Annotated in this window: 19 protein-coding genes and 1 riboswitch; of the genes, 11 read left to right on the top strand and 8 right to left on the bottom strand. The window is 71.2% G+C overall.

All coding sequences use genetic code 11. From position 1 onward, the window contains the following. Positions 1 to 4: 4 nt before the first annotated feature. From ACIGXJ_RS28065 to ACIGXJ_RS28050, 4 genes are all read left to right on the top strand, one after another. Complete coding sequence (locus ACIGXJ_RS28065) at positions 5 to 1,960, top strand: ATP-binding cassette domain-containing protein (protein ID WP_399650817.1); 1,956 nt, start codon at positions 5 to 7, stop codon at positions 1,958 to 1,960. Between the two features lie 162 nt (positions 1,961 to 2,122). Continuing rightward, positions 2,123 to 3,010, top strand: coding sequence for a FadR/GntR family transcriptional regulator (locus ACIGXJ_RS28060; RefSeq protein ID WP_399650815.1), 888 nt, complete (start codon positions 2,123 to 2,125; stop codon positions 3,008 to 3,010). Positions 3,011 to 3,438: 428 nt separating this feature from the next. Continuing rightward, positions 3,439 to 4,983 (top strand): RNA polymerase sigma factor, encoded by a 1,545-nt coding sequence (locus tag ACIGXJ_RS28055; RefSeq protein ID WP_399650812.1) that lies wholly within the window; start codon positions 3,439 to 3,441, stop codon positions 4,981 to 4,983. Between the two features lie 131 nt (positions 4,984 to 5,114). Continuing rightward, on the top strand, positions 5,115 to 5,990 hold the full coding sequence (locus tag ACIGXJ_RS28050; protein ID WP_399650809.1) for a S1 family peptidase: 876 nt from the start codon (positions 5,115 to 5,117) through the stop codon (positions 5,988 to 5,990). Between the two features lie 112 nt (positions 5,991 to 6,102). Here the strand turns inward: ACIGXJ_RS28050 and ACIGXJ_RS28045 are convergent, their stop codons facing one another. After that, positions 6,103 to 6,333, bottom strand: a complete 231-nt coding sequence (locus ACIGXJ_RS28045) for a hypothetical protein (protein ID WP_399650806.1) — start codon at positions 6,331 to 6,333, stop codon at positions 6,103 to 6,105. A gap of 449 nt (positions 6,334 to 6,782) precedes the next feature. On the opposite strand from ACIGXJ_RS28045, the gene ACIGXJ_RS28040 reads away from it, so the two are divergent. The 3 genes from ACIGXJ_RS28040 to ACIGXJ_RS28030 all read left to right on the top strand — a co-directional run bounded on the left by ACIGXJ_RS28040 (position 6,783) and on the right by ACIGXJ_RS28030 (position 11,137). Then, positions 6,783 to 8,906: a type IIA DNA topoisomerase subunit B gene (locus tag ACIGXJ_RS28040; RefSeq protein WP_399650803.1), complete on the top strand. Its 2,124-nt coding sequence runs from the start codon at positions 6,783 to 6,785 to the stop codon at positions 8,904 to 8,906. Between the two features lie 90 nt (positions 8,907 to 8,996). Further along, on the top strand, positions 8,997 to 9,548 hold the full coding sequence (locus ACIGXJ_RS28035; RefSeq protein WP_399650801.1) for a DUF485 domain-containing protein: 552 nt from the start codon (positions 8,997 to 8,999) through the stop codon (positions 9,546 to 9,548). Further along, on the top strand, positions 9,545 to 11,137 hold the full coding sequence (locus ACIGXJ_RS28030) for a cation acetate symporter (protein WP_399650798.1): 1,593 nt from the start codon (positions 9,545 to 9,547) through the stop codon (positions 11,135 to 11,137). Before ACIGXJ_RS28035 ends, ACIGXJ_RS28030 begins: the two co-directional genes overlap by 4 nt. Before the next feature lie 18 nt (positions 11,138 to 11,155). Here the strand turns inward: ACIGXJ_RS28030 and ACIGXJ_RS28025 are convergent, their stop codons facing one another. The 4 genes from ACIGXJ_RS28025 to ACIGXJ_RS28010 all read right to left on the bottom strand — a co-directional run bounded on the left by ACIGXJ_RS28025 (position 11,156) and on the right by ACIGXJ_RS28010 (position 16,139). After that, a complete protein-coding gene (locus tag ACIGXJ_RS28025; RefSeq protein ID WP_399650795.1) occupies positions 11,156 to 11,836 on the bottom strand; it encodes a response regulator in 681 nt (226 codons plus the stop codon). Continuing rightward, a complete protein-coding gene (locus tag ACIGXJ_RS28020) occupies positions 11,833 to 13,509 on the bottom strand; it encodes an ATP-binding protein (protein ID WP_399650792.1) in 1,677 nt (558 codons plus the stop codon). Before ACIGXJ_RS28020 ends, ACIGXJ_RS28025 begins: the two co-directional genes overlap by 4 nt. Before the next feature lie 294 nt (positions 13,510 to 13,803). Beyond that, the gene (locus ACIGXJ_RS28015; protein ID WP_399650790.1) at positions 13,804 to 14,745 is read right to left on the bottom strand and encodes a sucrase ferredoxin; all 942 of its coding nucleotides are present in this window, start codon (positions 14,743 to 14,745) and stop codon (positions 13,804 to 13,806) included. A 137-nt stretch (positions 14,746 to 14,882) separates the two neighbouring features. Then, a complete protein-coding gene (locus tag ACIGXJ_RS28010) occupies positions 14,883 to 16,139 on the bottom strand; it encodes a citrate synthase (RefSeq protein ID WP_399650788.1) in 1,257 nt (418 codons plus the stop codon). A gap of 109 nt (positions 16,140 to 16,248) precedes the next feature. Here ACIGXJ_RS28010 and ACIGXJ_RS28005 point away from each other — a divergent pair, with 109 nt between their 5' ends. Beyond that, complete coding sequence (locus ACIGXJ_RS28005; protein ID WP_399650786.1) at positions 16,249 to 17,424, top strand: citrate synthase/methylcitrate synthase; 1,176 nt, start codon at positions 16,249 to 16,251, stop codon at positions 17,422 to 17,424. Between the two features lie 181 nt (positions 17,425 to 17,605). Here ACIGXJ_RS28005 and ACIGXJ_RS28000 read toward each other — a convergent pair whose 3' ends face one another. Further along, positions 17,606 to 17,842, bottom strand: a complete 237-nt coding sequence (locus tag ACIGXJ_RS28000) for a hypothetical protein (protein WP_399650784.1) — start codon at positions 17,840 to 17,842, stop codon at positions 17,606 to 17,608. A gap of 141 nt (positions 17,843 to 17,983) precedes the next feature. Further along, a complete protein-coding gene (locus ACIGXJ_RS27995; protein WP_399650781.1) occupies positions 17,984 to 18,535 on the bottom strand; it encodes a DUF6082 family protein in 552 nt (183 codons plus the stop codon). A 341-nt stretch (positions 18,536 to 18,876) separates the two neighbouring features. Between ACIGXJ_RS27995 and ACIGXJ_RS27990 the strand changes: the two genes are divergently transcribed. Continuing rightward, positions 18,877 to 20,064, top strand: coding sequence for a GTP-binding protein (locus ACIGXJ_RS27990; RefSeq protein ID WP_399650779.1), 1,188 nt, complete (start codon positions 18,877 to 18,879; stop codon positions 20,062 to 20,064). Here ACIGXJ_RS27990 and ACIGXJ_RS27985 read toward each other — a convergent pair. Further along, positions 20,061 to 22,517 carry a DNA topoisomerase (ATP-hydrolyzing) subunit A gene (locus ACIGXJ_RS27985; RefSeq protein WP_399650777.1) on the bottom strand — a complete coding sequence of 819 codons (2,457 nt, stop codon included), beginning with the start codon at positions 22,515 to 22,517 and terminating at the stop codon, positions 20,061 to 20,063. The two genes, ACIGXJ_RS27990 and ACIGXJ_RS27985, sit on opposite strands and share 4 nt — an antisense overlap. Before the next feature lie 248 nt (positions 22,518 to 22,765). On the opposite strand from ACIGXJ_RS27985, the gene ACIGXJ_RS27980 reads away from it, so the two are divergent. Together ACIGXJ_RS27980 and ACIGXJ_RS27975 are read left to right on the top strand one after the other, a co-directional pair. Continuing rightward, positions 22,766 to 24,172: a M16 family metallopeptidase gene (locus tag ACIGXJ_RS27980; RefSeq protein WP_399650775.1), complete on the top strand. Its 1,407-nt coding sequence runs from the start codon at positions 22,766 to 22,768 to the stop codon at positions 24,170 to 24,172. After that, positions 24,169 to 25,557, top strand: coding sequence for a M16 family metallopeptidase (locus ACIGXJ_RS27975; RefSeq protein WP_399650772.1), 1,389 nt, complete (start codon positions 24,169 to 24,171; stop codon positions 25,555 to 25,557). The genes ACIGXJ_RS27980 and ACIGXJ_RS27975 overlap by 4 nt, the downstream gene beginning before the upstream one ends. A gap of 214 nt (positions 25,558 to 25,771) precedes the next feature. After that, a riboswitch (cyclic di-AMP (ydaO/yuaA leader) is annotated at positions 25,772 to 25,936 on the top strand. Positions 25,937 to 25,946 lie beyond the last annotated feature (10 nt).

The raw sequence follows: 25,946 nt of genomic DNA, 5'->3' as shown, positions 1-25,946 counted from the left end.
GCGGGTGATCCAGGCCTTCGGACTGACCAGCAACTCCCGCAAGGACCTTCCGCCCGCCGTCGACGATGTCTCCTTCGAAGCGCGCGCGGGCCGTCTCACCGCGCTGCTCGGAGCGCCGGGCGCGGGCAAGACGACCGCGCTCCGGCTGATGCTCGAACTCCAACAGGGCCGCGGAATCACCTACTTCAGAGGTAGACCCCTGCACCGCATCGCCCACCCCTCGCGCGAAGTAGGCGTGCTCCTCGGCGATGTTCCCGGCCACCCGGCCCGCAGCGTCCGCGGACATCTGCGGATGCTGTGCGCCGCGGCGGGCGTACCGGTGCGACGAGCCGATGAAGTACTCGAAGTGGTGGGACTCGTCAGCCTGCGCGACGAACGGCTCGGCACGCTCTCCCGCGCCATGGACCGCCGGCTGGGCCTCGGCTGCGCCCTGCTGACCGATCCGCACACCCTGGTCCTCGACGAACCCGCCGACGGGCTCTCCGCACGTGAAGGCCGCTGGCTGTACGGCGTACTGCGCGCACACGCCGAGCAGGGCGGCACTGTCCTGTTCACCGTCGCCGACCCCAAGGAAGCGGCCCGCACGGCCGACCGCGTCATCACCCTTGAAGAGGGCCGAGTCGTCGCGGACCAGGAAGCCGAGGACTTCGCGCGTACCCGGCTGCGCCCACGCGTCGCCGTCCGCACCCCCCATGCGGCCCGCCTGGCGGTCCTGCTGGCCAAGGAGGCCCGCACCGCCCGGCGCTCCGTCGAGGTCGTACGAGAGGACGGCAACCGCCTCTTCGTGTACGGCAGCAGCTGCGCCGACGTGGGGGAGACGGCCTTCCGGCACGACATCCTCCTTCACCAACTCGCTGATGAGGTAGGTGACATGGGGGCCCGGGCCGCCCAGTCGTTCGCCGGGGTCCGGCCCGACCCGGGCTTCGCGGACGACACCGACCCGGCAGCGGAGCCGGTGCCGGTCGCACCCGTGCCGCCTCAGTCGACCCGCGACGACGACAGAGCTCCGGATCCAGCTGTGGACGCACCTGCGGCAGAGGGCGAGGCCGTCGAGCCGTCGGACCAGGCGTCGGCCCAGGGGCAGCCGGGCCCTACCCCTGACGCCGCGCCCAACGCCTCGCCCACCCCTTCCCCGGGTCCCCACCCCCACCCCCTCCCCTCCCTCCCACCCCCCATCTCCGTCCGCTCCGCCCCCAGCCCCCTGCGCCCCCTCCGCTACGAGCTGCGTCGGGCGGCCGGGGTCGGGACCGGGTTCGTCACCGGTGCCGCGGTGCTGGTGGTCTCCGCGCTGACCGCCGTGTTCGCGGCGCGGGTGGGGCACACTCCGCAGTCGCGGCTGCTCGCCGCCTGGCCGCGGGAGCTGCCGTTGCCGCCTGCCGCGCTCGGGGCGGGGCTGCTCGGCGCGCTCGCGTTCGGGGACGAGTTCCGCCACCCCGCGCTGGCGGCGGATCGCGGCACGGTGCCCCGCCGGCTGGGGCTGCTGGCCGCGAAGCTGCTCGTCGCCGCGGTCACCGCTGTGGTGCTGGCCCTTCTGACGGTGGGCTGCGACGCCGAGGTGCTGTACCTGGTATACGGGCGGGAGCTCGCGAGAGTTCCCGCGGACTGGCTTTCCCTGGGTGCGAGTTGGATCGGGCTCGTGGTCGGCTGTGCCTGGGCGGGGGTGCTGGCGGCCGGGATCTTCCGGTCGACGACGGCGGGGATCGCGGCCGTCGTCGCCGTGCCGGTCGTGGTCGTACCGGTCGTACAGAAGGTCTTGGAAGGACCGTCCGTGCGAACCGCGGCCGGTTTCCCGCTGCGGTTGCGGGAGCTGCTGCTGTCGCAGTGGCCCTTCGGCGGGGAGCGCTATCTGGTGGGAGCGACGCGGATGATCGTCCAACCCGTCGGCGGGGCGCTGGCGTTGTCGCTCACGGCGCTGTTCTGCGCGTATCTGTTCACGACCCTGCGGAGCCGGGTGCGGTGAGGGCCGGTGAGGCCGTTCCGGACACGGGCTGCGCACAACTCCTCGGAGAACGCCCATTTCCTTCCGATAAGGCGTCAATTGCGACGAGGTGAGCGATCACCCTTTCGTGTGCTTTTCACCAAAGCCCTCAAGGGAGTTGAGGCCAGCGCCGACAAAGGATGCGTGAGTACCCTTGCGCACACCATGATGACCCCCGCCCGCACCGCAGACGCCGGCCTCGCCGGTCCGGGCGAACTCGACCGCTACCCCTATGCGGAGGCTCCCGCCGCCGACCGCGTCGGGCCGCCCGCCTGGGAGGGCGCGGATCCCGAGCTGGGCCGCGTGGGCCGGCGGGCCGCGGGCAGCCGCGGACGCGGCCTGCACGGCCAACTCGTCCAGCAGCTGGGTCAGATGATCGTCTCCGGCGACCTGGGCGCCGACCGCCCACTGGTGCCCGAGGAGATCGGCCAGCGTTTCGAGGTGTCCCGCACCGTCGTCCGCGAGTCGCTGCGCGTCCTGGAGGCCAAGGGCCTGGTCAGCGCCCGCCCGAACGTGGGCACGCGCGTGCGTCCCGTCAGCGACTGGAACCTCCTCGACCCGGACATCATCGAGTGGCGGGCCTTCGGGCCGCAGCGCGACGACCAGCGCCGTGAGCTGAGCGAGCTGCGCTGGACGATCGAGCCGCTCGCCGCGCGCCTGGCCGCCGGACACGGCCGGGAGGAGATCCAGCAGCGGCTGGTCGACATGGTCGAGATCATGGGGCACGCCATGGCGCAGGGTGACGCGCTGACCTTCTCGCGCGCGGACGCCGAGTTCCATTCGCTGCTCATCCAGGTCGCCGGCAACCGCATGCTCGAGCACCTGTCGGGCATCGTCTCGGCCGCCCTCCAGGTCTCCGGCAGCCCGGTCACGGGCTGTGACCGGCCGACCGAGGCGTCCCTGGCGCACCACGGCCGGATCGTCGACGCCCTCGCCGCCGGCGACGGCACGGCGGCCGAGACCGCCATGCGTCAGCTGCTCACCGTTCACCCGGAGGTGGAGCGCGTCGTGCCCGCCCCGCGCGAGCACTGATCGCGTCCCACGGGCGGTCCCGCCCGGGGGTGCCTCCCCCCTCCTGTGGCATCGCCGGACGGCGAACCGCTCCCCGTCGGACCCCGCAGGACCCTCTTTCCTGCGGGGTCCGACGGCGCGACGGTGCGGCTTGCTCGCTGATCGGGACCGGATCACGCACCCTTGGCTGGCATGGTTTGCCCATATCCGACCGTTTTTGAGCGCTTACGGGGTGTGACTCGGGCCACGCAGATTGGGCGTAACGCTCAAGGAAACTGCGCGATGACCTAAGAGGTGACAGCCGCGGAGGGAATACGGACGCCATAGAAGGCGCTGTGCATCTTCCCGGCCCCCGCCCGCGCCGTCGGCCCATCCCCAAGCCGGCGGTCGGCTCCTGTCCACAGTGGACGGGGCCGGAAGCCGTTTTCCAACGTTCCGAGAGGTTGTTCGTGTCGGCCAGCACATCCCGTACGCTCCCGCCGGAGATCGCCGAGTCCGTCTCTGTCATGGCGCTCATTGAGCGGGGAAAGGCTGAGGGGCAGATCGCCGGCGATGACGTGCGTCGGGCCTTCGAAGCTGACCAGATTCCGGCCACTCAGTGGAAGAACGTACTGCGCAGCCTCAACCAGATCCTCGAGGAAGAGGGTGTGACGCTGATGGTCAGTGCCGCAGAGCCCAAGCGCACCCGAAAGAGCGTCGCAGCGAAGAGTCCGGCCAAGCGCACCGCCACCAAGACGGTCGCGGCGAAGACGGTGACCACGAGGAAGGCCACCGCCACGACGGCCGCTGCCCCGGCCGCGCCTGCCGCCGACCCCGCCGTCGACCCCGCCGAGGAAGAAGCGCCCGCCAAGAAGGCGGCCGCGAAGAAGACGACCGCCAAGAAGGCGGCCGCGAAGAAGACAGTCGCCAAGAAGACCGCGGCGAAGAAGACCACGGCCAAGAAGGACGACGCCGAGCTGCTCGAGGAAGAAGTCCTCGAGGAGACCAAGGTCGGCGACGAGCCCGAGGGCGCCGAGAGCGCCGGCTTCGTGCTCTCCGACGAGGACGAGGACGACGCGCCCGCGCAGCAGGTCGCCGCCGCCGGTGCCACCGCCGACCCGGTCAAGGACTACCTCAAGCAGATCGGCAAGGTTCCCCTGCTCAATGCCGAGCAGGAGGTCGAGCTCGCCAAGCGCATCGAGGCGGGTCTGTTCGCCGAGGACAAGCTGTCCAACGCCGACAAGCTCGCCCCCAAGCTCAAGCGCGAGCTGGAGATCATCGCCGAGGACGGCCGCCGCGCCAAGAACCACCTCCTGGAGGCCAACCTCCGTCTGGTGGTCTCCCTGGCCAAGCGCTACACCGGCCGCGGCATGCTCTTCCTGGACCTCATCCAGGAGGGCAACCTCGGTCTGATCCGCGCGGTCGAGAAGTTCGACTACACCAAGGGCTACAAGTTCTCCACGTACGCCACCTGGTGGATCCGTCAGGCGATCACCCGCGCGATGGCCGACCAGGCCCGCACCATCCGTATCCCGGTGCACATGGTCGAGGTCATCAACAAGCTCGCGCGCGTGCAGCGCCAGATGCTCCAGGACCTGGGCCGCGAGCCCACCCCGGAGGAGCTGGCCAAGGAACTCGACATGACCCCGGAGAAGGTCATCGAGGTCCAGAAGTACGGCCGCGAGCCCATCTCGCTGCACACCCCGCTGGGCGAGGACGGCGACAGCGAGTTCGGTGACCTCATCGAGGACTCCGAGGCCGTCGTCCCGGCCGACGCGGTGAGCTTCACGCTTCTGCAGGAGCAGCTGCACTCCGTGCTCGACACCCTGTCCGAGCGCGAGGCCGGCGTCGTGTCCATGCGCTTCGGTCTCACCGACGGTCAGCCGAAGACCCTCGACGAGATCGGCAAGGTCTACGGCGTCACGCGTGAGCGCATCCGCCAGATCGAGTCCAAGACGATGTCGAAGCTGCGCCACCCGTCCCGCTCGCAGGTGCTGCGCGACTACCTCGACTAAGCCGCCCTACGACCACGAGGGCCCGGCTCCTCCCGTCAGGGGGAGCCGGGCCCTCGTGGTGCGCGGGCGCAGTGTGCTCGGTGCTGGAACACTCTGGGTGTCTGTTGACCACCACAGAGTGAGGAGCGCGCATGCGTCGTCCTTTTGCCCGGGCATTGACCCGGCCGCTGGTCCTGGCGGCCGCGGTGGCCGCGATACCGCTGGCATCCGCCGCCCCGACAGCCGCCGACAGCGTGGTTGTGGGCGGCTTTCCGGTCGATGTCTCAGACGGTCCCTGGACGGTCGCGCTGTCCAGCCGTGACCGGTTCGGGGGTAACCGCGCGGGACAGTTCTGCGGAGGTGTGGTGGTCGGGCGCTCCACGGTCCTCACCGCGGCCCACTGCATGGGGGAGGACGTGCTCGGAGCCCCGCCGAATCGGGTGCGCGACCTCAAGGTGATCGCCGGCCGCACCGATCTGCGCACCCGCGAGGGCCAGGAGATCCCGGTGCGGGACGTCTGGGTGAACCCGGACTACGACAGCGCCAGCAACGCCGGGGACTTCGCGGTGCTCACCCTCGCCGAGCCCGTGTCGAAGGCCGAGGCGGCCCCGATGGCAGGCGAGGGCGACCCGGCGTACACGCCGGGGACGGCGGCCATGGTCTTCGGGTGGGGTGATGTCACGGGAGTCGGCGACTACGCGCACCGGCTGCGCGCGGCGCGCGTGCATGTGCTGGCCGACGAGATGTGCGCCGATGCCTACCCGGGCGGCGCCGAGGGCACCTACCGGGCGGACCGGATGGTGTGCGCCGGGGAGGCGGAAGGCGGCCCGGACGCCTGCCAGGGGGACAGCGGGGGTCCGCTGATCGCCCAGGGGCGTCTGATCGGGCTGGTGTCGTGGGGGAGCGGCTGCGGCCAGGCCGGCAGCCCAGGGGTCTACACGCGGGTGTCGGACGTCGTCCGCACCCTGGGGTGGAGCGCAGTCGCAAGCACCGCCGAGAGCGCTGGAGGGGCCCAGCAGGGCTCCTGAGCGGGCCTCGCGGCCTCATACGGTCCACGAGCACGGGCGGCGGCCCCTGAGAGCAGGGGCCGCCGCCCGTCCACCGGCCTGGCCGGTGCTGGCTCGTCGTGGACGCGAATCGTCAGTGCTCTTCTTCCGAGGCGGATGCAGGAGCGGCCGTGAGCCGCTCAGTCTCGTCCTGTATCTCAGCGGCGATCTTCTTGAGTTCCGGCTCGAACTTGCGACCGTGGTGGGCGCAGAAGAGCAGTTCTCCGCCGCTCAGCAGGACGACGCGCAGGTATGCCTGGGCGCCGCAGCGGTCGCAGCGATCAGCGGCCGTCAGCGGGCTCGCGGGGGTCAGAACAGTAGTCACGTCGCCTCTTCTCTAGCTCGACGAGCTGTCGTACCAGGGTCAACATCCAACCAGCCCGAATTCGTTCCCGCTCGGGGCTTTCTCTCGAAAAAATCTTCCGAGTGGCTGTCTGCTGCCGGTTGGCGGCGAATGTGCCGTATTGCGTGTCTGTGTGTCTTACGGGTTCGCGCTGTCTGGCTGTCAGTCGGTGTAGCGGTCCTCCCGGCCGGGTTGCCGGTTGTTCATGAGGACGTGCCCGGAGCCTAAATGGTTCATGCCTGGAAGGGAACGTGATGTGCACTTCACCCCATCGAGGGATCGAACACGTATACGACGGTGGACTAGGGTGTCTTCCATGTGAGGGTGGCGTTACAACGGCTCTACCAGGCCTCGGTACCCTCTGAGCGGCGACCGAAGCCGTGCCCTTACCCAGAAGGGCCCCATCTGAAATTCAGCGAGGAGCGAACCGCGTGACCGCCGAGACGTCCGTGCCGTCCACAGCGCTGCTGGCAGGAGCAGACCGGGACGGTTCCAACTACACCGCGCGGCACCTGCTCGTCCTCGAGGGGCTCGAGGCCGTACGCAAGCGCCCGGGCATGTACATCGGATCCACCGACAGCCGTGGCCTCATGCACTGCCTGTGGGAGATCATCGACAACTCCGTCGACGAAGCCCTCGGTGGCTACTGCGACCACATCGAGGTGATCCTCCACGACGACGGGTCGGTGGAGGTGCGGGACAACGGCCGCGGCATCCCGGTCGACGTCGAGCCCAAGACCGGTCTGTCCGGTGTCGAGGTCGTCATGACCAAGCTCCACGCGGGCGGCAAGTTCGGCGGCGGCTCCTACGCCGCCTCCGGCGGTCTGCACGGCGTCGGCGCGTCCGTGGTCAACGCCCTCTCCGCGCGGCTGGACGTCGAGGTGGACCGCGCCGGCCACACGCACGCCATCAGCTTCCGCCGCGGTGTCCCCGGCGCCTTCGCGGCGACCGGCCCGGACGCCAAGTTCGAGGCCAAGAGCGGACTGCGCAAGACCAAGAAGCTGCCCAGGACCCGCACCGGCACGCGCGTGCGCTACTGGGCCGACCGCCAGATCTTCCTCAAGGACGCCAAGCTCAACCTGGACACGCTCCACCAGCGCGCCCGGCAGACCGCGTTCCTGGTGCCCGGCCTGACCATCGTCGTCCGCGACGAGTACGGCCTCGGTGAGGGCGGCAGCAAGGGCGAGGAGTCCTTCCGCTACGACGGCGGCATCAGCGAGTTCTGCGAGTACCTGGCCAACGACAAGGCCATCTGCGACGTCCTCCGCTTCACCGGACAGGGCACCTTCAAGGAGACCGTCCCCGTCCTGGACGAGCACGGCCAGATGACGCCGACCGAGGTCACCCGCGAACTCGGCGTCGATGTGGCGCTGCGCTGGGGCACCGGCTACGAGACGACCCTCAAGTCGTTCGTCAACATCATCGCCACGCCCAAGGGCGGCACCCATGTCGCCGGCTTCGAGCAGGCCGTCGCCAAGACGATGAACGAGGTGCTGCGCGCCAAGAAGCTGCTGCGCGTCGCCGAGGACGACGTCGTCAAGGACGACGCCCTGGAGGGCCTGACCGCGGTCGTCACCGTGCGGCTCGCCGAGCCGCAGTTCGAGGGCCAGACCAAGGAGGTGCTCGGCACCTCGGCGGCCCGCCGCATCGTCAACAACGTGATCTCCAAGGAGCTCAAGGCATTCCTCACCGCCACCAAGCGCGACGCCGCGCAGCAGTCGCGCGTGGTGCTGGAGAAGGTCGTCGCCGCGGCCCGTACGCGTATCGCCGCCCGCCAGCACAAGGACGCCCAGCGCCGCAAGACGGCCCTGGAGTCCTCCTCGCTGCCCGCGAAGCTCGCCGACTGCCGCAGCGACGACGTCGACCGCAGCGAGCTGTTCATCGTCGAGGGCGACTCCGCGCTCGGTACGGCCAAGCTCGCCCGCAACTCCGAGTTCCAGGCGCTGCTGCCGATCCGCGGCAAGATCCTCAACGTCCAGAAGTCCTCCGTCACGGACATGCTGAAGAACGCCGAGTGCGGCGCGATCATCCAGGTCATAGGAGCGGGCTCGGGCCGCACCTTCGACCTCGACGCCGCCCGCTACGGCAAGATCATCATGATGACCGACGCCGATGTGGACGGCTCCCACATCCGCTGTCTGCTGCTGACGCTCTTCCAGCGCTACATGCGGCCCATGGTGGAGGCCGGCCGGGTCTTCGCCGCGGTGCCGCCGCTGCACCGGATCGAGTTGACCCAGCCCAGGAAGGGCCAGGACAAGTACGTCTACACGTACTCGGACCGCGAGTTGCGCGACAAGCTCATGGAGTTCCAGAGCAAGGGCATCCGCTACAAGGACTCGATCCAGCGCTACAAGGGCCTGGGCGAGATGGACGCCGACCAGCTGGCCGAGACCACCATGGACCCGCGCCACCGCACCCTGCGCCGGATCAACCTCTCCGACCTGGAGGCGGCCGAGCAGGTCTTCGACCTCCTCATGGGCAACGACGTGGCACCGCGCAAGGAGTTCATCTCCAGCTCCGCGGCGACCCTGGACCGCTCCCGTATCGACGCCTGAGCGCGGCCCGCCCGGGCTCAGGTCACCTGAAGGGGTGAACAGCCCAAGGAAGAAGAGTCGGGGATCTACCCGTTCTGTCCATCCTTGGGCATGCACTCAACCCATGGTCGTCCCCGCGCGGGCGGGGACGGTCCCGCGACACCGGCGGACCGTCCCGGGGGCCGGCAGCAGTTGCCCGCCGACCCGCCCGGCCCGGCGGGCTACGACGACCCCTGGTACGACGCGCTCGCCACGGGCTGGGGCGAGGCGGGCGAGACCGCCGGTGCCGTGCCCTCCGCGCGCGTGGCGGACCGGGACGGCGCCCTCGCCGCCGCCGACGTGTATCTCGAGGTCCAGCGCAGCGCGGCCTTCCAGGAAGTGCGCAGCCGCTACCGCAGGTTCGTGGTGCCGGCCGTCATCGGCTTCCTCGTCTGGTACCTGGCGTATGTCGTCGCCGCCACCACCGCGCCCGGCCTGATGGCCCGGCCGGTCGTCGGCGCGGTGAACGTGGCGATGCTCGCCGGGCTCGGCCAGTTCCTCACGACCTTCGTCCTCACCTGGGCCTACGCCCGCCACGCCCGGCTGCGCCGGGACCGCGCGGCCCTCGAACTGCGCTGGGACACCCAGGAGATGGCCCGCGGGACACGGGGTGGTGGACTGTGACGGGTGATCACCAGACGCTGGCGCTGGTGCTGTTCAGCGCGTTCGTGGCCGTCACCCTGGCCATCACGACATGGGTGAGCCGCCACCGGCAGGGCTCCGCCGAGGAGTTCTATGTGGGCGGCCGGCTCTTCTCGCCCATGGAGAATGGTTTTGCCATCGCGGGCGACTACATGTCGGCCGCGTCCTTCCTCGGTATCTCCGGCCTGATCGCCCTGTTCGGCTACGACGGGCTGCTGTACTCCGTGGGCTTCCTGGTCGCCTGGCTCGTGGTCCTGCTGCTGGTCGCCGAACTGGTGCGCAACTGCGGACGGTTCACCCTGGCCGACGTCGTCGCCGCCCGTATGCGGGAGCGGCCGGTGCGGATCGCGGCGGGAACTTCCTCGGTGGTGGTGTCCGTTCTGTATCTGGTGGCGCAGATGGTGGGTGCGGGCAGCCTGGTCGCGCTGCTGCTGGGCGGTACGGGCGAGGCGGCGCAGGCCTGGACCGTCATCGGTGTCGGTGCGCTCATGGTGATCTATGTGTCGTTGGGAGGGATGCGGGCCACCACCTGGATCCAGATCGTCAAGGCGGTCCTGCTCATGGGCGGGGCGATCGCCCTGACCGTGCTCGTACTCGTGCGGTTCCACGGGGACTTCGACCATCTGCTGCGCAGCGCGGCCGAGCGCAGCGGACACGGCGAGCGGTTCCTGGCGCCCGGGCTGCGGTACGGCGGGGACTGGACCGCCCGTGTCGACTTCATCAGCCTCGGCATCGCCCTGGTGCTGGGCACGGCCGGGCTGCCGCACATCCTGTCGCGGTTCTACACCGTGCCCACCGCGCGGGCGGCACGACGGTCGGTGGTCTGGTCGATCGGACTCATCGGCGGCTTCTACCTGATGACCATCGTGCTGGGCTTCGGTGCGGCCGCGATCGTCGGACCGGACGCCGTGCGCGGCTCGAACGCGGCGGGGAACACGGCCGTTCCGCTGCTGGCGCTCGACCTGGGCGGCGGCGCGGACTCCACGGGTGGCACGGTTCTGTTCGCGATCGTCGCCGCCATCGCCTTCGCCACGATCCTCGCGGTGGTCGCCGGGATCACACTGGCCTCGTCCGCCTCCGTCGCCCACGACCTGTACGCGTCCCTGCGGCGCAGGCGGGCCGAGCCGCGCAGCGAGGTGGCCGTGGCACGGATCGCAGCGGTCGGCGTCGGCGCAATCGCGATCGGGCTGGGCCTGCTGGCCAGGGATCTGAACGTCGCGTTCCTGGTGGGCCTGGCGTTCGCCGTCGCCGCCTCCGCCAACCTGCCGGTGCTGCTGTACTCGCTCTTCTGGCGGGGCTTCACCACCCGCGGCGCCGTGTGGGCGGTGTACGGCGGGCTGGTCCCGGCCGTGCTGCTGGTGGTGCTGTCGCCCGTGGTGTCCGGCAGCCCTGACGCGCTGTTCCCGGGCGCCGACTTCCAGCTCTTCCCCTTGCAGAACCCCGGCATCGTCTCCATCCCGCTGGGTTTCCTCGCCGGCTGGCTCGGCACGGTCACCTCCGCCGAGGAGGCGGACGAGGCCAGGCACGCGGAGACCGAGGTGCGGTCGCTGACCGGGGCCGGGGCGGCGTAGAGGCGGCTCAGGTACGGCTCACGGGCGGGTCGCCCACACATACCGGTGCTCGGGGCGGCCCGCGTCGCCGTACTTCAGCGTGAGCGTGGCGCGGCCCGTGCGCTCCAGGAGCTTCAGATAGCGCTGCGCGGTCTGCCGGCTCACGCCCGTGCGGTCGGCGATCTCCTGCGCCGACAGCGGGCCGTCGGCATGCATCAGGGCCTGCCGCACCAGCTCGGCGGTGGTGGGGGAGTGCCCCTTGGGCAGATCCGGCTCCGAGGCGGCGGACAGGGCGCCGAAGATCCGGTCGACCTCGGCCTGTTCGGCCTCGCCGCCGCCGTCCAGGGTGCGGCGCAGCTGCGCGTACGCCTCCAGCTTGCTGCGCAGCCCCGCGAACGCGAACGGCTTCACCAGGTACTGCAACGCCCCCTGCCGCATGGCCTCCTGCACGGTCGAGACGTCCCGCGCCGCCGTCACCATGATCACGTCCGTACGGTGGCCACGCCGGCGCATCTCCCGGACGACCTCCAGCCCCGTGTCGTCAGGAAGGTAGTGGTCCATGAGGACCAAGTCGAGGCCGGGCAGCTCCTCCAGGCGGCGCAGGGCCTCGGCGGCACTGTGCGCCTCGCCCGCGACATGGAAGCCCGGCACCTTCTCGACGTAGGCGGCGTTCACACGCGCGACCCGGGCGTCGTCGTCCACGACCAGCACCTCGATCATCGCGACCCCTCCTCGGGGACCGTCCGCTCGCCGGACGGCACGGTCAGGGCCGCCTCCACGGCCGGCTCCGCGAGCGCCTCGGGCAGGACGACGGTGAACTCCGCGCCGCCGCCAGGGGCCACGCCCACCGTCGCACTGCCGCCCTGGCGCTGGGCCAGCCTGCGGACCAGGGACAGCCCGATGCCCCGCTCCCGGTGGGCGGGACGCTCCTTGGTGGACCAGCCCTCGGTGAAGATCACCTCACGCTGCTCCGGCGGGACGCCCGGCCCGGTGTCCCGTACCTGGAGCACGACCGCGCGGCCTTCGGTGCGCAGTTCGATCTCCACGCGCGCGTGCGGGGTGCCGACAGCGGCGTCGAGGGCGTTGTCCACCAGATTGCCGACGACCGTGACCAGCCCCCGCGGATCGATCAGCCGGTCCGGCAGGCGGGTGCGGTCGGACACCCACAGGGCCACCCCGCGCTCGGCTGCGACGGTCGCCTTGCCGACCAGGACGGCGGCCAGCAGCGGATCGTGGATGCGCTCGGTGACCTGCTCGGACGTGGCCCGGTGGTCGCCGACGACCTCGCCGACGAATTCCGCGGCGTCCTCGTACATCTCCAGCTCCAGCAGCCCCAGCAGGGTGTGCATGCGGTTGGCGTGCTCGTGGTCCTGCGCGCGCAGCGCGTCGATCAGGCCGCGGGTCGAGTCCAGTTCCCGGCCGAGCTGCTCCAGCTCCGTGCGGTCGCGCAGGGTTGCGACGGCACCGCCGTCGTCGGTCGGCATGCGGTTGGCCACCAGCACCCGCGGACCGCTCACCGCCAGCAGGTCGGTGCCGGTGACGCGCCCCGCCAGCACATCGGCCGTACGGCCCTCGCCGAGCGCCTCGTCGGGGGAGCGGCCCACAGCCTCGTCGCCGACGCCGAGCAGACGCTGGGCCTCGTCGTTGAGCAGGCGGATGCGCCCCGAGCGGTCCAGGGCGACGACGCCCTCGCGGATGCCGTGCAGCATCGCCTCGCGCTCGGCGAGCAGCCCGGAGATGTCCGAGAACGCCAGGTCGCGGGTCTGCCGCTGCACCCGGCGGGCGATGAGCCACGCGGCCAGCGCGCCGACCGCCAGGGCGCCACCCGCGTAGGCGAACAGTCCGGGGATCGCGTGGATCAGCCGGGCGCGCACGCTGTCGTACGCGATACCGACCGAGACCGCGCCGACGATGTCGCCGTCGCTGTCGCGCAACGGCACCTTGCCGCGCGCGGAGCGGCCCAGCGTGCCCTCGTCGATCTCCATGACCTCATGCCCGGCGAGCGCCTGACTGGGATCGGTCGACACCCTCCGGCCGACCTCACGGGGCTCGGTGTGTGACCAGCGCACGCCACGTCGGTCCATCACGACGATGTACTCGGCCCCCGTGGCCCGCCGGATGCGCTCGGCCTCGCGCTGCACCGGTCCGTCGACGCTCGCCGGCGTGCCGACGACGTCCTCGGCTATCTGCGGCTGCGCGGCGGTCGTCTGCGCGATGGCCAGGGCCCGGCGCATCGCCTGGTCGTCCAGCTGCTCGCCGAGCGGTGCGAGGAAGAGCCCGGTCGCGAGCACCGCGACTCCCGCGGCGATCGCCACCTGCATGAGCAGCACCTGCGAGAACACCCGGCGGGGCAGGCCGAGCCGCAGGCGGCGTGCGGGGGGAGTGGAGCTCATACCCATGACGGTACGTGGCCGGGCCGGGGCCGCCGCAATGGATGTGGGGTTGATCTCTTGATCAAGACTTCCTGACGAACGGCCCTGATCAAGTCCGGGATCAAGTCCGGGATCCAAGTCCGGGATCCAAGTCCGGACCAAGCCCGGATGAAGCCTCGATTTAGTGCACGATCAGGTCACGATCAAGCACCGGTGACGTTGACGATCAAGGACCCGTGACGCTGACGATCAAGTACCGGTCACATTGACGAACAAGTACCGGTGACGTCGACGATCAACTACTGATCAAGAGCGTCAGCTCGCCAGCGCCGCCGTCGTCAGTTCGCGCACGGACACCACGTCCATCCGCGCGGGCGCCCCGAGGATCGAGGTGCCGCAGCTCTCCGGGCGGGGCGGCAGGGACACGCCCTGCCCGACGGTCACGCGCCAGTGGCGCCCGTCGACGTGCGCGACGGTCACCTCCCAGCGGGGAGCCGCGCCGTCGGTGCGTACGACGGTCAGCGCCTCGGCCGCGCACTCGCCCACCGCCTCGCGCACGGCCAGCTCGGCCGCCTGCCCGGGCCGTTCCCAGGCGGAGGCCCCGCGGCAGCCGTCCGCCACGATCCGGCCCTCCCGTACGCCGTGGAGGACCTCCGTGACCAGGTGGGCGTCGGCACGACCGTACGCGTACCCGTACGGCAGGACGAGGACCGTCGGTGAGAAGCGGTGACCACCCAGATGGGTGACCTCCCAGACGCCGTCGGTCCCGGACGAGGTGAGCTCGGCCGCGAGAGGCCGGCCCAGCAGGGCGCAGCAGCGGTCCCGCTTGCCGTTGGTGCACACCAGGGCCAGCGGGCCGTCCGTGTGGGGGCGGCCCTGCAGGACGGCGTCGAAAGAGCTGTGGTCGCCCCGGCCGAGGGCGGCGAGGTCGAGGTCGAGCAGCCGGTGCGGGTCGGTGACGGTAGCCTCGCGCAGCCAGACCCGGCCCGGCACGGTGTGGGACACGTACACCCGGCGCGCGGTGGGCGAGTGGCTGTCGGCGTGGCGTCCGGCGCGGCGGATGAGCGCGATGCGTACGCCGGTGCCTTTGGCGGCGGCCTCCAGGGCCCGCCCCAGGGCGGGGTCCAGATGGCTTGAGGTGAGCGCCCGGGCACCCCAGGGGCCCGGCTGTTCCAGCAGCAGCCAGGTCTTCGCCGGGGCCGCGGTCCCGGCGACGGGCTCGTCGAAGTCCCGCGAGACGGTCGCACACGTACTCACAGAGGTGAGCCTAACCTGAGTTGCCGTGCTGTGACCTGTCGTGGTGATCCGTGTCCCTGCTGTGGGGTGACGAATGCCGCGTTGAAGCAGGGACTGGTGTGGTGCGCTTCGGTCACTCAGGGTGGTCGCGGGCGGGGTTACTCAGGCAGCGGCTGCGGCGGTTTTGCCCCCGAGTACAGGCCGCTCGGCCGCATCCGCAGAGGCCGTTCGCCGTACTCCTCCAGCGCGTGGGCGATCCAGCCCGCCGTACGGGCGACCGCGAAGATCGTCTCGCCGGCCGTCGCGGGCATCCCCGAGGACACGGTGAGGACGGCCAGGGCCAGGTCCACGTTGGCGTGCAGAGGGGTGTGCCGGGCGGTGGTCTCCACGACGTCCCGGGCGGCGGCGAGCGCGGGCCGGGCGTCCGGGATCTCCTCCAGGAGGGCGAACAGGGCACGCGCGCGGGGGTCCTCACCCGGGTAGAGCCGGTGGCCGAGGCCGGGCACACGGCGGCCCGCCCGCAGTTCGTCGGCGACCACCGGGGCCGCGTCGCCCTGGTCGAGCACCTCCAGCAGCATGCGGTGGGCCAGCCCGCTGGCCGCGCCGTGCAGGGGCCCCTCGATCACGCCCAGGCCCGCCGAGACAGCCGCGTAGGCGTGCGCGCGGGCCGACGCGGCCACCCGTACCGCGAGGGTCGAGGCCGCGAGGTCGTGGTCGGCCAGCAGGCCGAGTGCCGTGTCCAGGACGCGCAGTGACGCCTCGTCGGGCCGACTGCCCGTCAGCCGCGGCCACAGGCGCAGGGCCAGCGGACCCTCGTCCTGGCGCTCGCCCCGCACCGGGGGCAGGGCGGCGACCAGGGTGGGGATAAGGGTGCGCGCGGTGCCGAGCACGGCCTCCTCGGACAGGTCGAAGCGCAGCGGGTCGGCGGTGGCGGCGGCGATCGCGGCGACGCGCAGCCGGTCGGTGGGGCCCGCGTGCTCGGGCAGGGCGTCGACCGCGCGGCGGGCCACCGCCACCGAGGCAACGGGCGCGGTGAAGGTGATGCCCGGGCGCAGCCGCCCGGTCCACAGCCACTCGGCGATCTCCTCGTAGGAGTGGCGCGCGGCGAGCTCGGCGGCGTCCACGCCCCGGAAGTAGTACCGGTCCTTCTCGATGAGCGTGAGACGGGTGCGCACGGACAGCTCTCCGGCGGAGGCCTGACCGACCGCGCTCTCCCGCCGGTTGCGACGGGCGAGTGCCTCGACCTCCTCGGCGGCGAAGGTGCTGCCTCGCCCGCCCTGCACCTTCCGGCTGCTGAGCTGCCCGCGGCTGACGTACGCGTACACGGTCTCGGGTTTCACGCCGAGAAGCTCGGCGGCCTCCTTGGTGCTCAGCCGCCGCTCCGCGGGGCCGGCACCGGATTGCTGATCACGCATGGAGGTCACCGTATCCAGTTCTACGACGGATTGATTTTATGTTGATTCAATCAATATTGACAGGACTTAAGTCAACCATGGACAGTCGAATCAAGTCCAGGGAGGAAACATGTCCGTCAACCGGTCCGCAGCAACTCTTGTCGACGTACCGCGGGGCCTCGCGGGCGTCGTCGTCACCGACACCCAGATCGGCGACGTACGAGGACGCGAGGGCTTCTACCACTATCGCCAGTACTCGGCCGTCGAACTCGCGCAGAGCCGCAGTTTCGAGGACGTCTGGCATCTCCTGGTCCACGGCGAGCTCCCCGACGCCCGGCGCGGCGCCGCCTTCGCCGCCGAGACGGCCGCGCTGCGGCGACTGCCCGACCAGGTGGCGGCGGCGCTGCCCGCCATCGCCGCGGCCGGCGGCCGCTCCGGTCCGCTCGCGGGCCTGCGCACCGCGCTGTCCCTGCTGGGCGCCGCCCAGGGCTTCCGGCCCGTCTACGACATCGACGCGGCCCAGCGTCGCGCGGACGCGGTGACGGCGACAGCCGCCGTGCCCACTCTGCTGACGGCGCTGCACCGGCTGGGCCGGGGCCTCGACCCCGTGCCGCCGCGTGAGGACCTCTCGTACGCCGCCAACTACCTGTACATGTTGACCGGCGAGGAGCCCGATCCGTGGCGGGCCAGGGCGGTCGAGCAATACTTGATCTCAACCATTGACCACGGATTCAATGCATCAACCTTCACGGGCCGGGTGATCGCCTCGACCGGCGCCGACGTCGCCGCCTGTCTCGTGGGGGCCGTGGGCGCACTGTCGGGGCCGCTGCACGGCGGTGCCCCCAGCAGAGCGCTCGACACCCTCGACGCCATCGGCACCCCGGACCGCATCGACTCCTGGGTGCGCGAGCGCGTCCTCGCCGGTGACCGGATCATGGGCTTCGGGCACGCCGTCTACCGCACCGAGGACCCCCGTTCCCGGATGCTGCGGGAGATCGCGCAGAAGTTCGGCGGTCCACGGGTCGACTTCGCCGTCCAGGTCGAGCGGGGCGTGGAGGCGGTGCTCGCCGAGCTGAAGCCCGGCCGGGAACTGCACACCAACGTCGAGTTCTACGCGGGCCTGGTCATGGAGCTGTGCGGGCTTCCGCGCGAGATGTTCACGCCGACCTTCGCCGCCGCGCGAGTGGTCGGCTGGAGCGCCAACGTCCTGGAGCAGGCGGAGGATCCGAAGATCATCCGGCCGGTGGCGCGGTACGTCGGCCCCGTGCCGCCCGTGCCGGTGCCCGGAGTTCAGCGGGTCGCCTGACACGCGTGCGGCGCGGTGCCGTCCGGGCGCCGGGCCACATCGAGGGCGATCGAGCAGGACGGGGTGCCGGGTCTGCCGAATGAGACCTCCGGGAGGTCTACGGGACAAGGCCTCCGGGAGGTCTACGGGGCAAGGCCTCCGGGGAGGTCTGCGGAATATGGCGTCCAGGACGTCCAAGGGATCAGGCGTCCGGGATGTCCGCCTTGGCGCGGATCAGTGTCTCCCGGCTCACGATGACGATGCGCTCGTAGTCGGCACGGGAGGCGTCGGAGGGGAGTTCACGCTCCAGTGCCTCGGTGGCTTCGGTGCCGATGACGGCGAAGTTGCCGTCGCTCAGCTCGAACACGTCCGGGCAGTTGGCTCCTGAGTTGCTACCTCGGGCGCTCGGGGGCACACCGATGCGGCGCACGATCTTCAAGGGGGTACCGGTCCTTAGGCGGGCTGGGCACAGTTCTCGGACAGCACCGTACTGGGGCCGGTGGGACGGACGGGCGCAGACGTGCGAAAGACACCCTGTCGGGTCAGCGGTGAGGCGGATCGACGGCCGGCAGGGCGGCGTTCAGTCGGCCGGCGGGTGGCCGACGACCCACCATTCGTCCGTGTCGGCCTCGTCGAGTTCCTGGACGAGGCCGTCGACCATACGGCCGATCGTGGCCTCCTCGGACGACTGCTTGAGGGTCGCGCGCTGCGCCCTGGACGCCTCCCAGTACTCCCGGAACAGCGGGCTCTGGAAGAACTCGCGCAGGACCGTGTAGAGCTCGTGCCGATCCAGCACCTCCGCGCGGTACTGGTGGAAGAGGTAGGTGTACCAGGCGTTGGCGTAGTAGAACTGGCGGCGCTTCTCCGCCGGGATGCTCCTGTCGTAGGTGTCGATCACCGCGGCGAGGGAGGGGTCGTCGATCGCCCTGGACAGCAGTTCCCAGTGCATGCGCTGCTGATGGGCGAACGCCCGGCGTCGCACGGCCAGTTCCTGGAGTTCCAGGCGCTGCTGCTGCAGTCGTGCCTCGTCGAGGTGTCGCCGGTGTGCGGCCAGTGTCAGGGTGGTGGCGGAGATCAGAAAGGCGAGTGCGGCGGAGTTCAGCCTCCCCACGAGGTGCTTCCGTGTGGCCATGTCAACCCCCGAATCAGGCACCGTCCGCCGGTCGTCGGGATGTGGGTCGACTGAGGTCGACTGAGGGGGACCGGCGAGCGATGGGCGGCGCTTGCCACCTCCAGGGTGCCGAGCGGCTCTGATCGGCGCGGAGGCGGAGGAAGGAGGCGCACGGAGGGAAGCGAGGGTCGCACGCCCGCAGCACGCCCCGGCACCTTGCCAGACGTCTGCCCCGCAAATGCTGCTAACAATCGTTCACTTCGCCGTGATTCCTGCGGCTCGTATCCTGGGGCGGCATTCAATCCTCGGCGGCGTGCCCGGTCGCGATCCGGAGCGCGCCCGGGCGTGAGAGAGGTCGCACATTGGGTCCCCGTCCGCGGCAGATCCCCGTCGTCGTGCTTGCCGGATTCCTGGGTTCCGGCAAGACCACGCTGCTCAACCACCTGCTGCACCACAGCGCAGGCAGTCGTATCGGCGCGATCGTCAACGACTTCGGCGCCATCGAGATCGACGCCATGGCCGTCGCCGGCGCGCTGGGCGACTCGACCGTCTCCCTCGGCAACGGCTGCCTGTGCTGTGCGGTCGACGCGAGCGAACTCGACGTCTATCTGGAGCGGCTCGCGCATCCCGCGGCAGGCATCGACGTCATCGTCATCGAGGCCAGCGGGCTCGCCGAACCGCAGGAACTCGTGCGCATGGTCCTCGCCAGCGAGCTGCCGGAGATCGTGTACGGCGGGCTCGTCGAGGTCGTCGACGCCGCCGAGTTCGACGCCACGCGCGCGCGGCACCCCGAGATCGACCGGCATCTCGCCCTGGCCGACCTCGTCATCGTCAACAAGACCGACCGGGCCGCCGACGGCGAGCGGGTACTGGAGCTGGTGCGCTCCCTCGTCGACCGGGCGGCCGTCGTCCCCGCGTCGTACGGTCGTGTCGACCCGGAGTTGCTCTTCGACTGCCGGCCCAGCGAGGAGCGCGTCGGGCAGCTGTCCTTCGACGACCTCCACGATCACGACTCCGAGCACGACTCCGAGCACGACCTCGAGCACGGCCCGGACGAGGCCCACGCGGATCATCTCCACGCGGCCTACGACACCCTGTCCTTCGCCTCCGGGACGCCGATGGACCCGCGCCGGCTGATGGCGTTCCTCGACAGCCGGCCCGAGGGGCTGTACCGGATCAAGGGGTACGTCGACTTCGGTCCGCACGACCCGGGCAACCGCTACGGCGTCCATGCCGTGGGCCGGTTCCTGCGCTTCGAGCCGGAGCCGTGGCCGGCCGCCGGGGCGCGGCTCACCCAGCTGGTGCTGATCGGCGCCGGGATCGACGCGCCCGCTCTCGCCAAGGAACTGGAGGCCTGCACCAGCGAGGCCCCACACGCCGACGAGCACGGCATGTGGGGCGTACTGCGCTACGTACGCGACCCGGACGACCAGGCGCGGGACCAGGCACCCGACGAGGAGCCCGGCGAGGAGGCCGACCCGGAGGCCGACCCGGGGGTTGACCCGGAAGCCGACCTCGGCGTCGACCCGGAGCCGGGGTCCGGTCTCTAGACCGGCCCCGCCACCGACGCCACCGTCTTCGCCAGGGACACGCCCGAGCCGTCCCGGCGCGGGTCCATCTCCGGCAGCTCGGCCGGGGTGCCGTTCTTCTGCGCGGCCCGGGCCGGAGCGGCGCCCGCCCAGGCCAGCGACAGGCAGTCCTCGCCCTTCAGGAACCGCTGGCAGCGCACGCCGCCGGTGGCGCGGCCCTTGCGCGGGTACTGGTCGAACGGCGTCAGCTTGGCCGTCGTCTGCACCGAGTCGTCGAGGGTGCCGCGCGAGCCCGCGACCGTGAACACCACCGCGTCGACCGCCGGGTCGACGGCCGTGAAGGAGATGACCTTCGCGCCGTCGGCGAGCTTGATGCCCGTCATACCGCCCGCCGGCCGGCCCTGCGGGCGCACCTGCGAGGCCTGGTAGCGCAGCAGCTGGGCGTCGTCCGTGATGAAGACCAGGTCCTCCTCGCCCGTGCGCAGCTCGACCGCGCCGACGATCCGGTCACCCTCCTTGAGGGTGATGACCTCCAGTTCGTCCTTGTTCGCCGGGTAGTCCGGGACCACGCGCTTGACCACGCCCTGCTCGGTGCCGAGCGCCAGACCGGGGGAGGACTCGTCGAGCGTGCTCAGGCAGACCACCGTCTCGTCGTCCTCCAGCGAGACGAACTCCGCGAGCGGCGCCCCGCCCGACAGGTTCGGAGCGGCCGCGGTGTCCGGCAGCTGGGGCAGGTCGACCACGTTGATCCGCAGCAGCCGGCCCGCCGAGGTCACCACGCCCACCTCGCCGCGCGCGGTGGAGGGCACCGCGGAGACGATCACGTCGTGCTTGGTGCGCCGCCCGTCGGCGTCCTCCGCGAACGGCTCGGCGTTCGCCGTACGGGCCAGCAGCCCCGTCGAGGACAGCAGCACCCGGCACGGGTCGTCGGCGACCTGGAGGGACGTCGTGGGCACCGGGGAGCCCGCGGACTCCAGCAGGACCGTACGGCGGTCGGTGCCGAACTTCTTGGCGACCGCGGCCAGCTCGTTGGAGACGAGCCTGCGCAGCTCGGTGTCCGAGTCCAGGATGCGGGTCAGCTCCTCGATCTCGGCGTTCAGCCGCTCCTTCTCCGCCTCCAGCTCGATGCGGTCGTACTTGGTCAGGCGGCGCAGCGGGGTGTCGAGGATGTACTGCGTCTGGATCTCGCTCAGCGAGAAGTGCGCCATGAGGCGCTCCTTGGCCTGCGCGGAGTTCTCGCTGGAGCGGATCAGGCGGATCACCTCGTCGATGTCCACCAGCGCGGTGAGCAGGCCCTCGACCAGGTGCAGCCGGTCGCGGCGCTTGCCGCGGCGGTACTCGCTGCGCCGGCGCACGACCTCGAAACGGTGGTCGAGGTAGACCTCCAGCAGCTCCTTGAGACCGAGGGTGAGGGGCTGTCCGTCGACCAGCGCGACGTTGTTGATGCCGAAGGACTCCTCCATCGGCGTCAGCTTGTACAGCTGCTCCAGGACCGCCTCCGGCACGAAGCCGTTCTTGATCTCGATGACCAGCCGCAGGCCGTGCTCGCGGTCGGTGAGGTCCTTGACGTCGGCGATGCCCTGGAGCTTCTTCGAGCCGACCAGGTCCTTGATCTTGGCGATGACCTTCTCGGGGCCGACCGTGAACGGCAGCTCGGTGACGACCAGGCCCTTGCGGCGCGCGGTGACCGGCTCCACGGAGACGGTGGCGCGCATCTTGAAGGTGCCGCGGCCGGTCTCGTAGGCGTCGCGGATGCCGGACAGGCCGACGATCCGGCCACCGGTGGGCAGGTCGGGGCCCGGCACATGACGCATCAGCGCGTCCAGATCGGCGTTGGGGTGCTTGATCAGGTGGCGGGCGGCAGCGATGACCTCGCGCAGGTTGTGCGGCGGCATGTTGGTGGCCATGCCGACCGCGATGCCCGAGGAGCCGTTGACCAGGAGGTTCGGGAAGGCGGCCGGCAGGGCGACCGGCTCGCGCTCCTGGCCGTCGTAGTTGGGGACGAAGTCGACCGTGTCCTCGTCGATCGACTCGGTCATCAGGCTCGTCGCCTCGGCCTGCCGGCACTCGGTGTACCGCATGGCGGCGGGCGGGTCGTCGTTGCCCAGCGAGCCGAAGTTGCCGTGGCCGTCGACCAGGGGCAACCGCATGGAGAAGGGCTGGGCCATGCGCACCAGGGCGTCGTAGATCGACGCGTCGCCGTGCGGGTGCAGCTTGCCCATGACCTCGCCGACCACGCGGGCGCACTTCACATAGCCGCGGTCGGGGCGCAGCCCCATCTCGTTCATCTGGTAGACGATGCGGCGGTGCACCGGCTTCAGGCCGTCGCGTGCGTCGGGCAGGGCTCGGGAGTAGATGACCGAGTACGCGTACTCGAGGAAGGAGCCCTGCATCTCGTCGACGACGTCGATGTCGAGGATGCGCTCCTCGAACGAGTCGTCGGGCGGCGGGGTCTTCGTGCTGCGGCGGGCCATCGCTGCCGGCTCCTTGCTGAGGCGTGTGGACGGATCTGACGCGGACCATTGTGGACCTCGGCACTGACAACGCCGGAACGGACCCGGCGTCGCCCGTGGAGGCACGACTGAGCGCAGGCTACGGGATCTCGCTCTGGGCGTACGGCGGCCGGGAACTCCACCGGCGGTCCGCACGCTTGCATACAGTGGCAGGACCGGCAGGAGAACAGCGGTTTTCAGCAACCGCATCCGCGATCGAAGGGACGTACATGCCCATGGGTCACACGGCCACAGACCAGGCAGGCTCCGGCGGCCTGACAGCGACCGAGCACCGCCTGGCCAACGGCCTGCGCGTGGTGCTCTCCGAGGACCATCTGACCCCGGTCGCGGCGGTGTGCCTCTGGTACGACGTCGGCTCCCGCCACGAGGTCGAGGGACGCACCGGTCTGGCTCACCTCTTCGAGCACCTGATGTTCCAGGGCTCGGCCCAGGTCAAGGGCAACGGCCACTTCGAGCTGGTGCAGGGGGCGGGCGGCTCCCTCAACGGCACCACCAGCTTCGAGCGCACCAACTACTTCGAGACCATGCCCGCCCACCAGCTGGAGCTCGCCCTCTGGCTGGAGGCCGACCGCATGGGCTCCCTGCTCGCCGCCCTCGACGACGAGTCCATGGAGAACCAGCGCGACGTCGTCAAGAACGAGCGCCGCCAGCGCTACGACAACGTGCCCTACGGCACCGCGTTCGAGAAGCTGACCGCCCTCGCCTACCCGGAGGGCCACCCCTACCACCACACGCCGATCGGCTCGATGGCCGACCTGGACGCGGCGACGCTGGAGGACGCGCGCGCGTTCTTCCGCACCTACTACGCGCCCAACAACGCCGTGCTGTCCGTGGTCGGCGACATCGACCCCGAGCAGACGCTCGCCTGGGTCGAGAAGTACTTCGGCTCCATCCCGGCCCACGACGGCAAGCCCGCCCCGCGCGACGGCACGCTGCCCGACATCATCGGCGAGCAGCTGCGCCAGGTCGTCGAGGAAGAGGTGCCCGCGCGGGCGCTGATGGCGGCCTACCGGCTGCCGCAGGACGGCACACGCGCGTGCGACGCCGCCGACCTGGCGCTGACCGTCCTCGGCGGCGGCGAGTCCTCCCGCCTCTACAACCGGCTCGTACGACGCGACCGTACGGCCGTCGCGGCCGGCTTCGGCCTGCTGCGCCTGGCCGGGGCGCCCTCGCTGGGCTGGCTGGACGTGAAGACCTCCGGTGACGTCGAGGTGCCCGTCATCGAGGCCGCCATCGACGAGGAGCTCGCCCGGTTCGCCGAGGAGGGCCCGACCGCCGAGGAGATGGAGCGCGCCCAGGCACAGCTGGAGCGCGAGTGGCTGGACCGGCTCGGCACGGTCGCGGGCCGCGCCGACGAACTGTGCCGCTACGCCGTCCTGTTCGGCGACCCGCAGCTCGCCCTGACCGCCGTACAGCGTGTCCTGGAGGTGACGGCCGACGAGGTCCGCGAGGTCGCCGCGGCGCGGCTGCGGCCCGACAACCGCGCGGTGCTCGTCTACGAGCCGCTGTCGCCCGAGTCCGCGGAGCACACCGAGGACGAGGACTTCCCCGAGGACCCGGAGGCCGAAGCCATGGTCGAGGCCGCCCACGACGACAACGAGGAGGCGGCGAAGTGACCGAGCTCGCCACGATGGACTTCCACCCGCAGCCCAAGCCGGGCGAGGCCAGGCCGTGGGCTTTCCCGGCGCCCACGCGCGGAACGCTCGACAACGGCCTGACGGTGCTGCGCTGCCACCGCCCCGGCCAGCAGGTCGTCGCCGTCGAGGTCCTCCTCGACGCGCCGCTCGACGCGGAGCCGGCCGCCCAGGAGGGCGTGGCCACGATCATGGCACGGGCCTTCTCCGAGGGCACCGACAAGCACTCCGCCGAGGAGTTCGCGGCCGAGCTGGAGCGCTGCGGCGCCACCCTCGACATGCACGCCGACCACCCCGGCGTGCGGCTCAGTCTGGAGGTCCCCGCCTCCCGCCTGGCCAAGGCCCTCGGTCTGGTCGCCGACGCCCTCAGGGCGCCCGCCTTCGCCGACGGCGAGATCGAGCGGCTGGTGCGCAACCGCCTCGACGAGATCCCGCACGAGATGGCCAACCCGGCCCGGCGCGCGGCCAAGGAGCTCTCGCGGCAGCTGTTCCCGCAGAGCTCGCGCATGTCGCGCCCGCGCCAGGGCAGCGAGGAGACGGTCGCCGCGATCGACTCCGCCGCCGTACGCGCCTTCTACGAGCGGCATGTGCGCCCCTCGACCGCCACCGCCGTGGTCGTCGGCGACCTGACGGACCTCGACCTGGACGCGCTGCTCGGCGAGACCCTCGGCGCCTGGACGGGCTCCAAGGCCGCGCCCCGGCCCGTGCCCCCGGTCAGCGCCGACGACACCGGCCGGGTCGTCATCGTGGACCGCCCCGGCGCCGTCCAGACGCAGTTGCTCATCGGCCGGGTCGGCCCCGACCGCCACGACCGCGTGTGGCCGGCCCAGGTGCTCGGCACGTACTGCCTCGGCGGCACCCTCACCTCCCGCCTGGACCGCGTCCTGCGCGAGGAGAAGGGCTACACCTACGGTGTGCGGTCCTTCGGACAGGTGCTGCGCTCCGCGCCCGACGGCAGCGGCGCGTCGATGCTCGCCATCAGCGGGTCCGTCGACACCCCCAACACCGGCCCCGCGCTCGCCGATCTGTGGACCGTGCTGCGCACGCTCGCGGCGGAGGGCCTCACCGACGCCGAGCGGGACGTTGCCGTGCAGAACCTCGTCGGGGTGGCGCCGCTGAAGTACGAGACGGCCGCCGCGGTCGCGAGCACCCTCGCCGACCAGGTCGAGCAGCACCTGCCCGACGACTTCCAGGCGACGCTGTATCAGCAGCTCGCCGCCACCGGCACGGTGGAGGCCACCGCGGCCGTCGTGAACGCCTTCCCGGTGGACCGGCTGGTGACGGTCCTCGTCGGCGACGCGGCGCAGATCAAGGAGCCCGTGGAGGCCCTCGGCATCGGTGAAGTCACCGTGGTGACCGCCGAGTAGGGCGGCGAATTCGCGCCACACACGCGTGGGGCCCTGGTGACCGGAGCGTCATCAGGGCCCCTCTTTGTCCGAGTTGGCCGTGAATTGCAGGAGATGCTGCCTGTCTGCCCTGTGGCGTGCGCTACAAAAAGCCTGATCCATTAGAGGATCGAACGATGATCCCCTTAGTGTCGTCCGGGCTGTCCGTCAGGCAGTGCGCCGCACCCGCGGCACCGGACAGTCATCGCCGAGTCCCCGTACGGCGCGAGCCAGGGGAGCCGGGGACCCATCGAAGTCCCTGGGGTGAATCGGACGCCCGCGCGTCACGCGAGGGGGTCCGTAGGAGACCTTCCTGCTCCGAACCCGTCAGCTAACCCGGTAGGCGAGAGGGAAGGAAAGGACAAGCCACT

The organism is Streptomyces sp. NPDC053367 (assembly GCF_044545925.1).
Lineage (GTDB): Bacteria > Actinomycetota > Actinomycetes > Streptomycetales > Streptomycetaceae > Streptomyces.
Note: the sequence above shows the minus strand (reverse complement) of the source record. Positions and strands in the feature narration are given on the sequence as shown.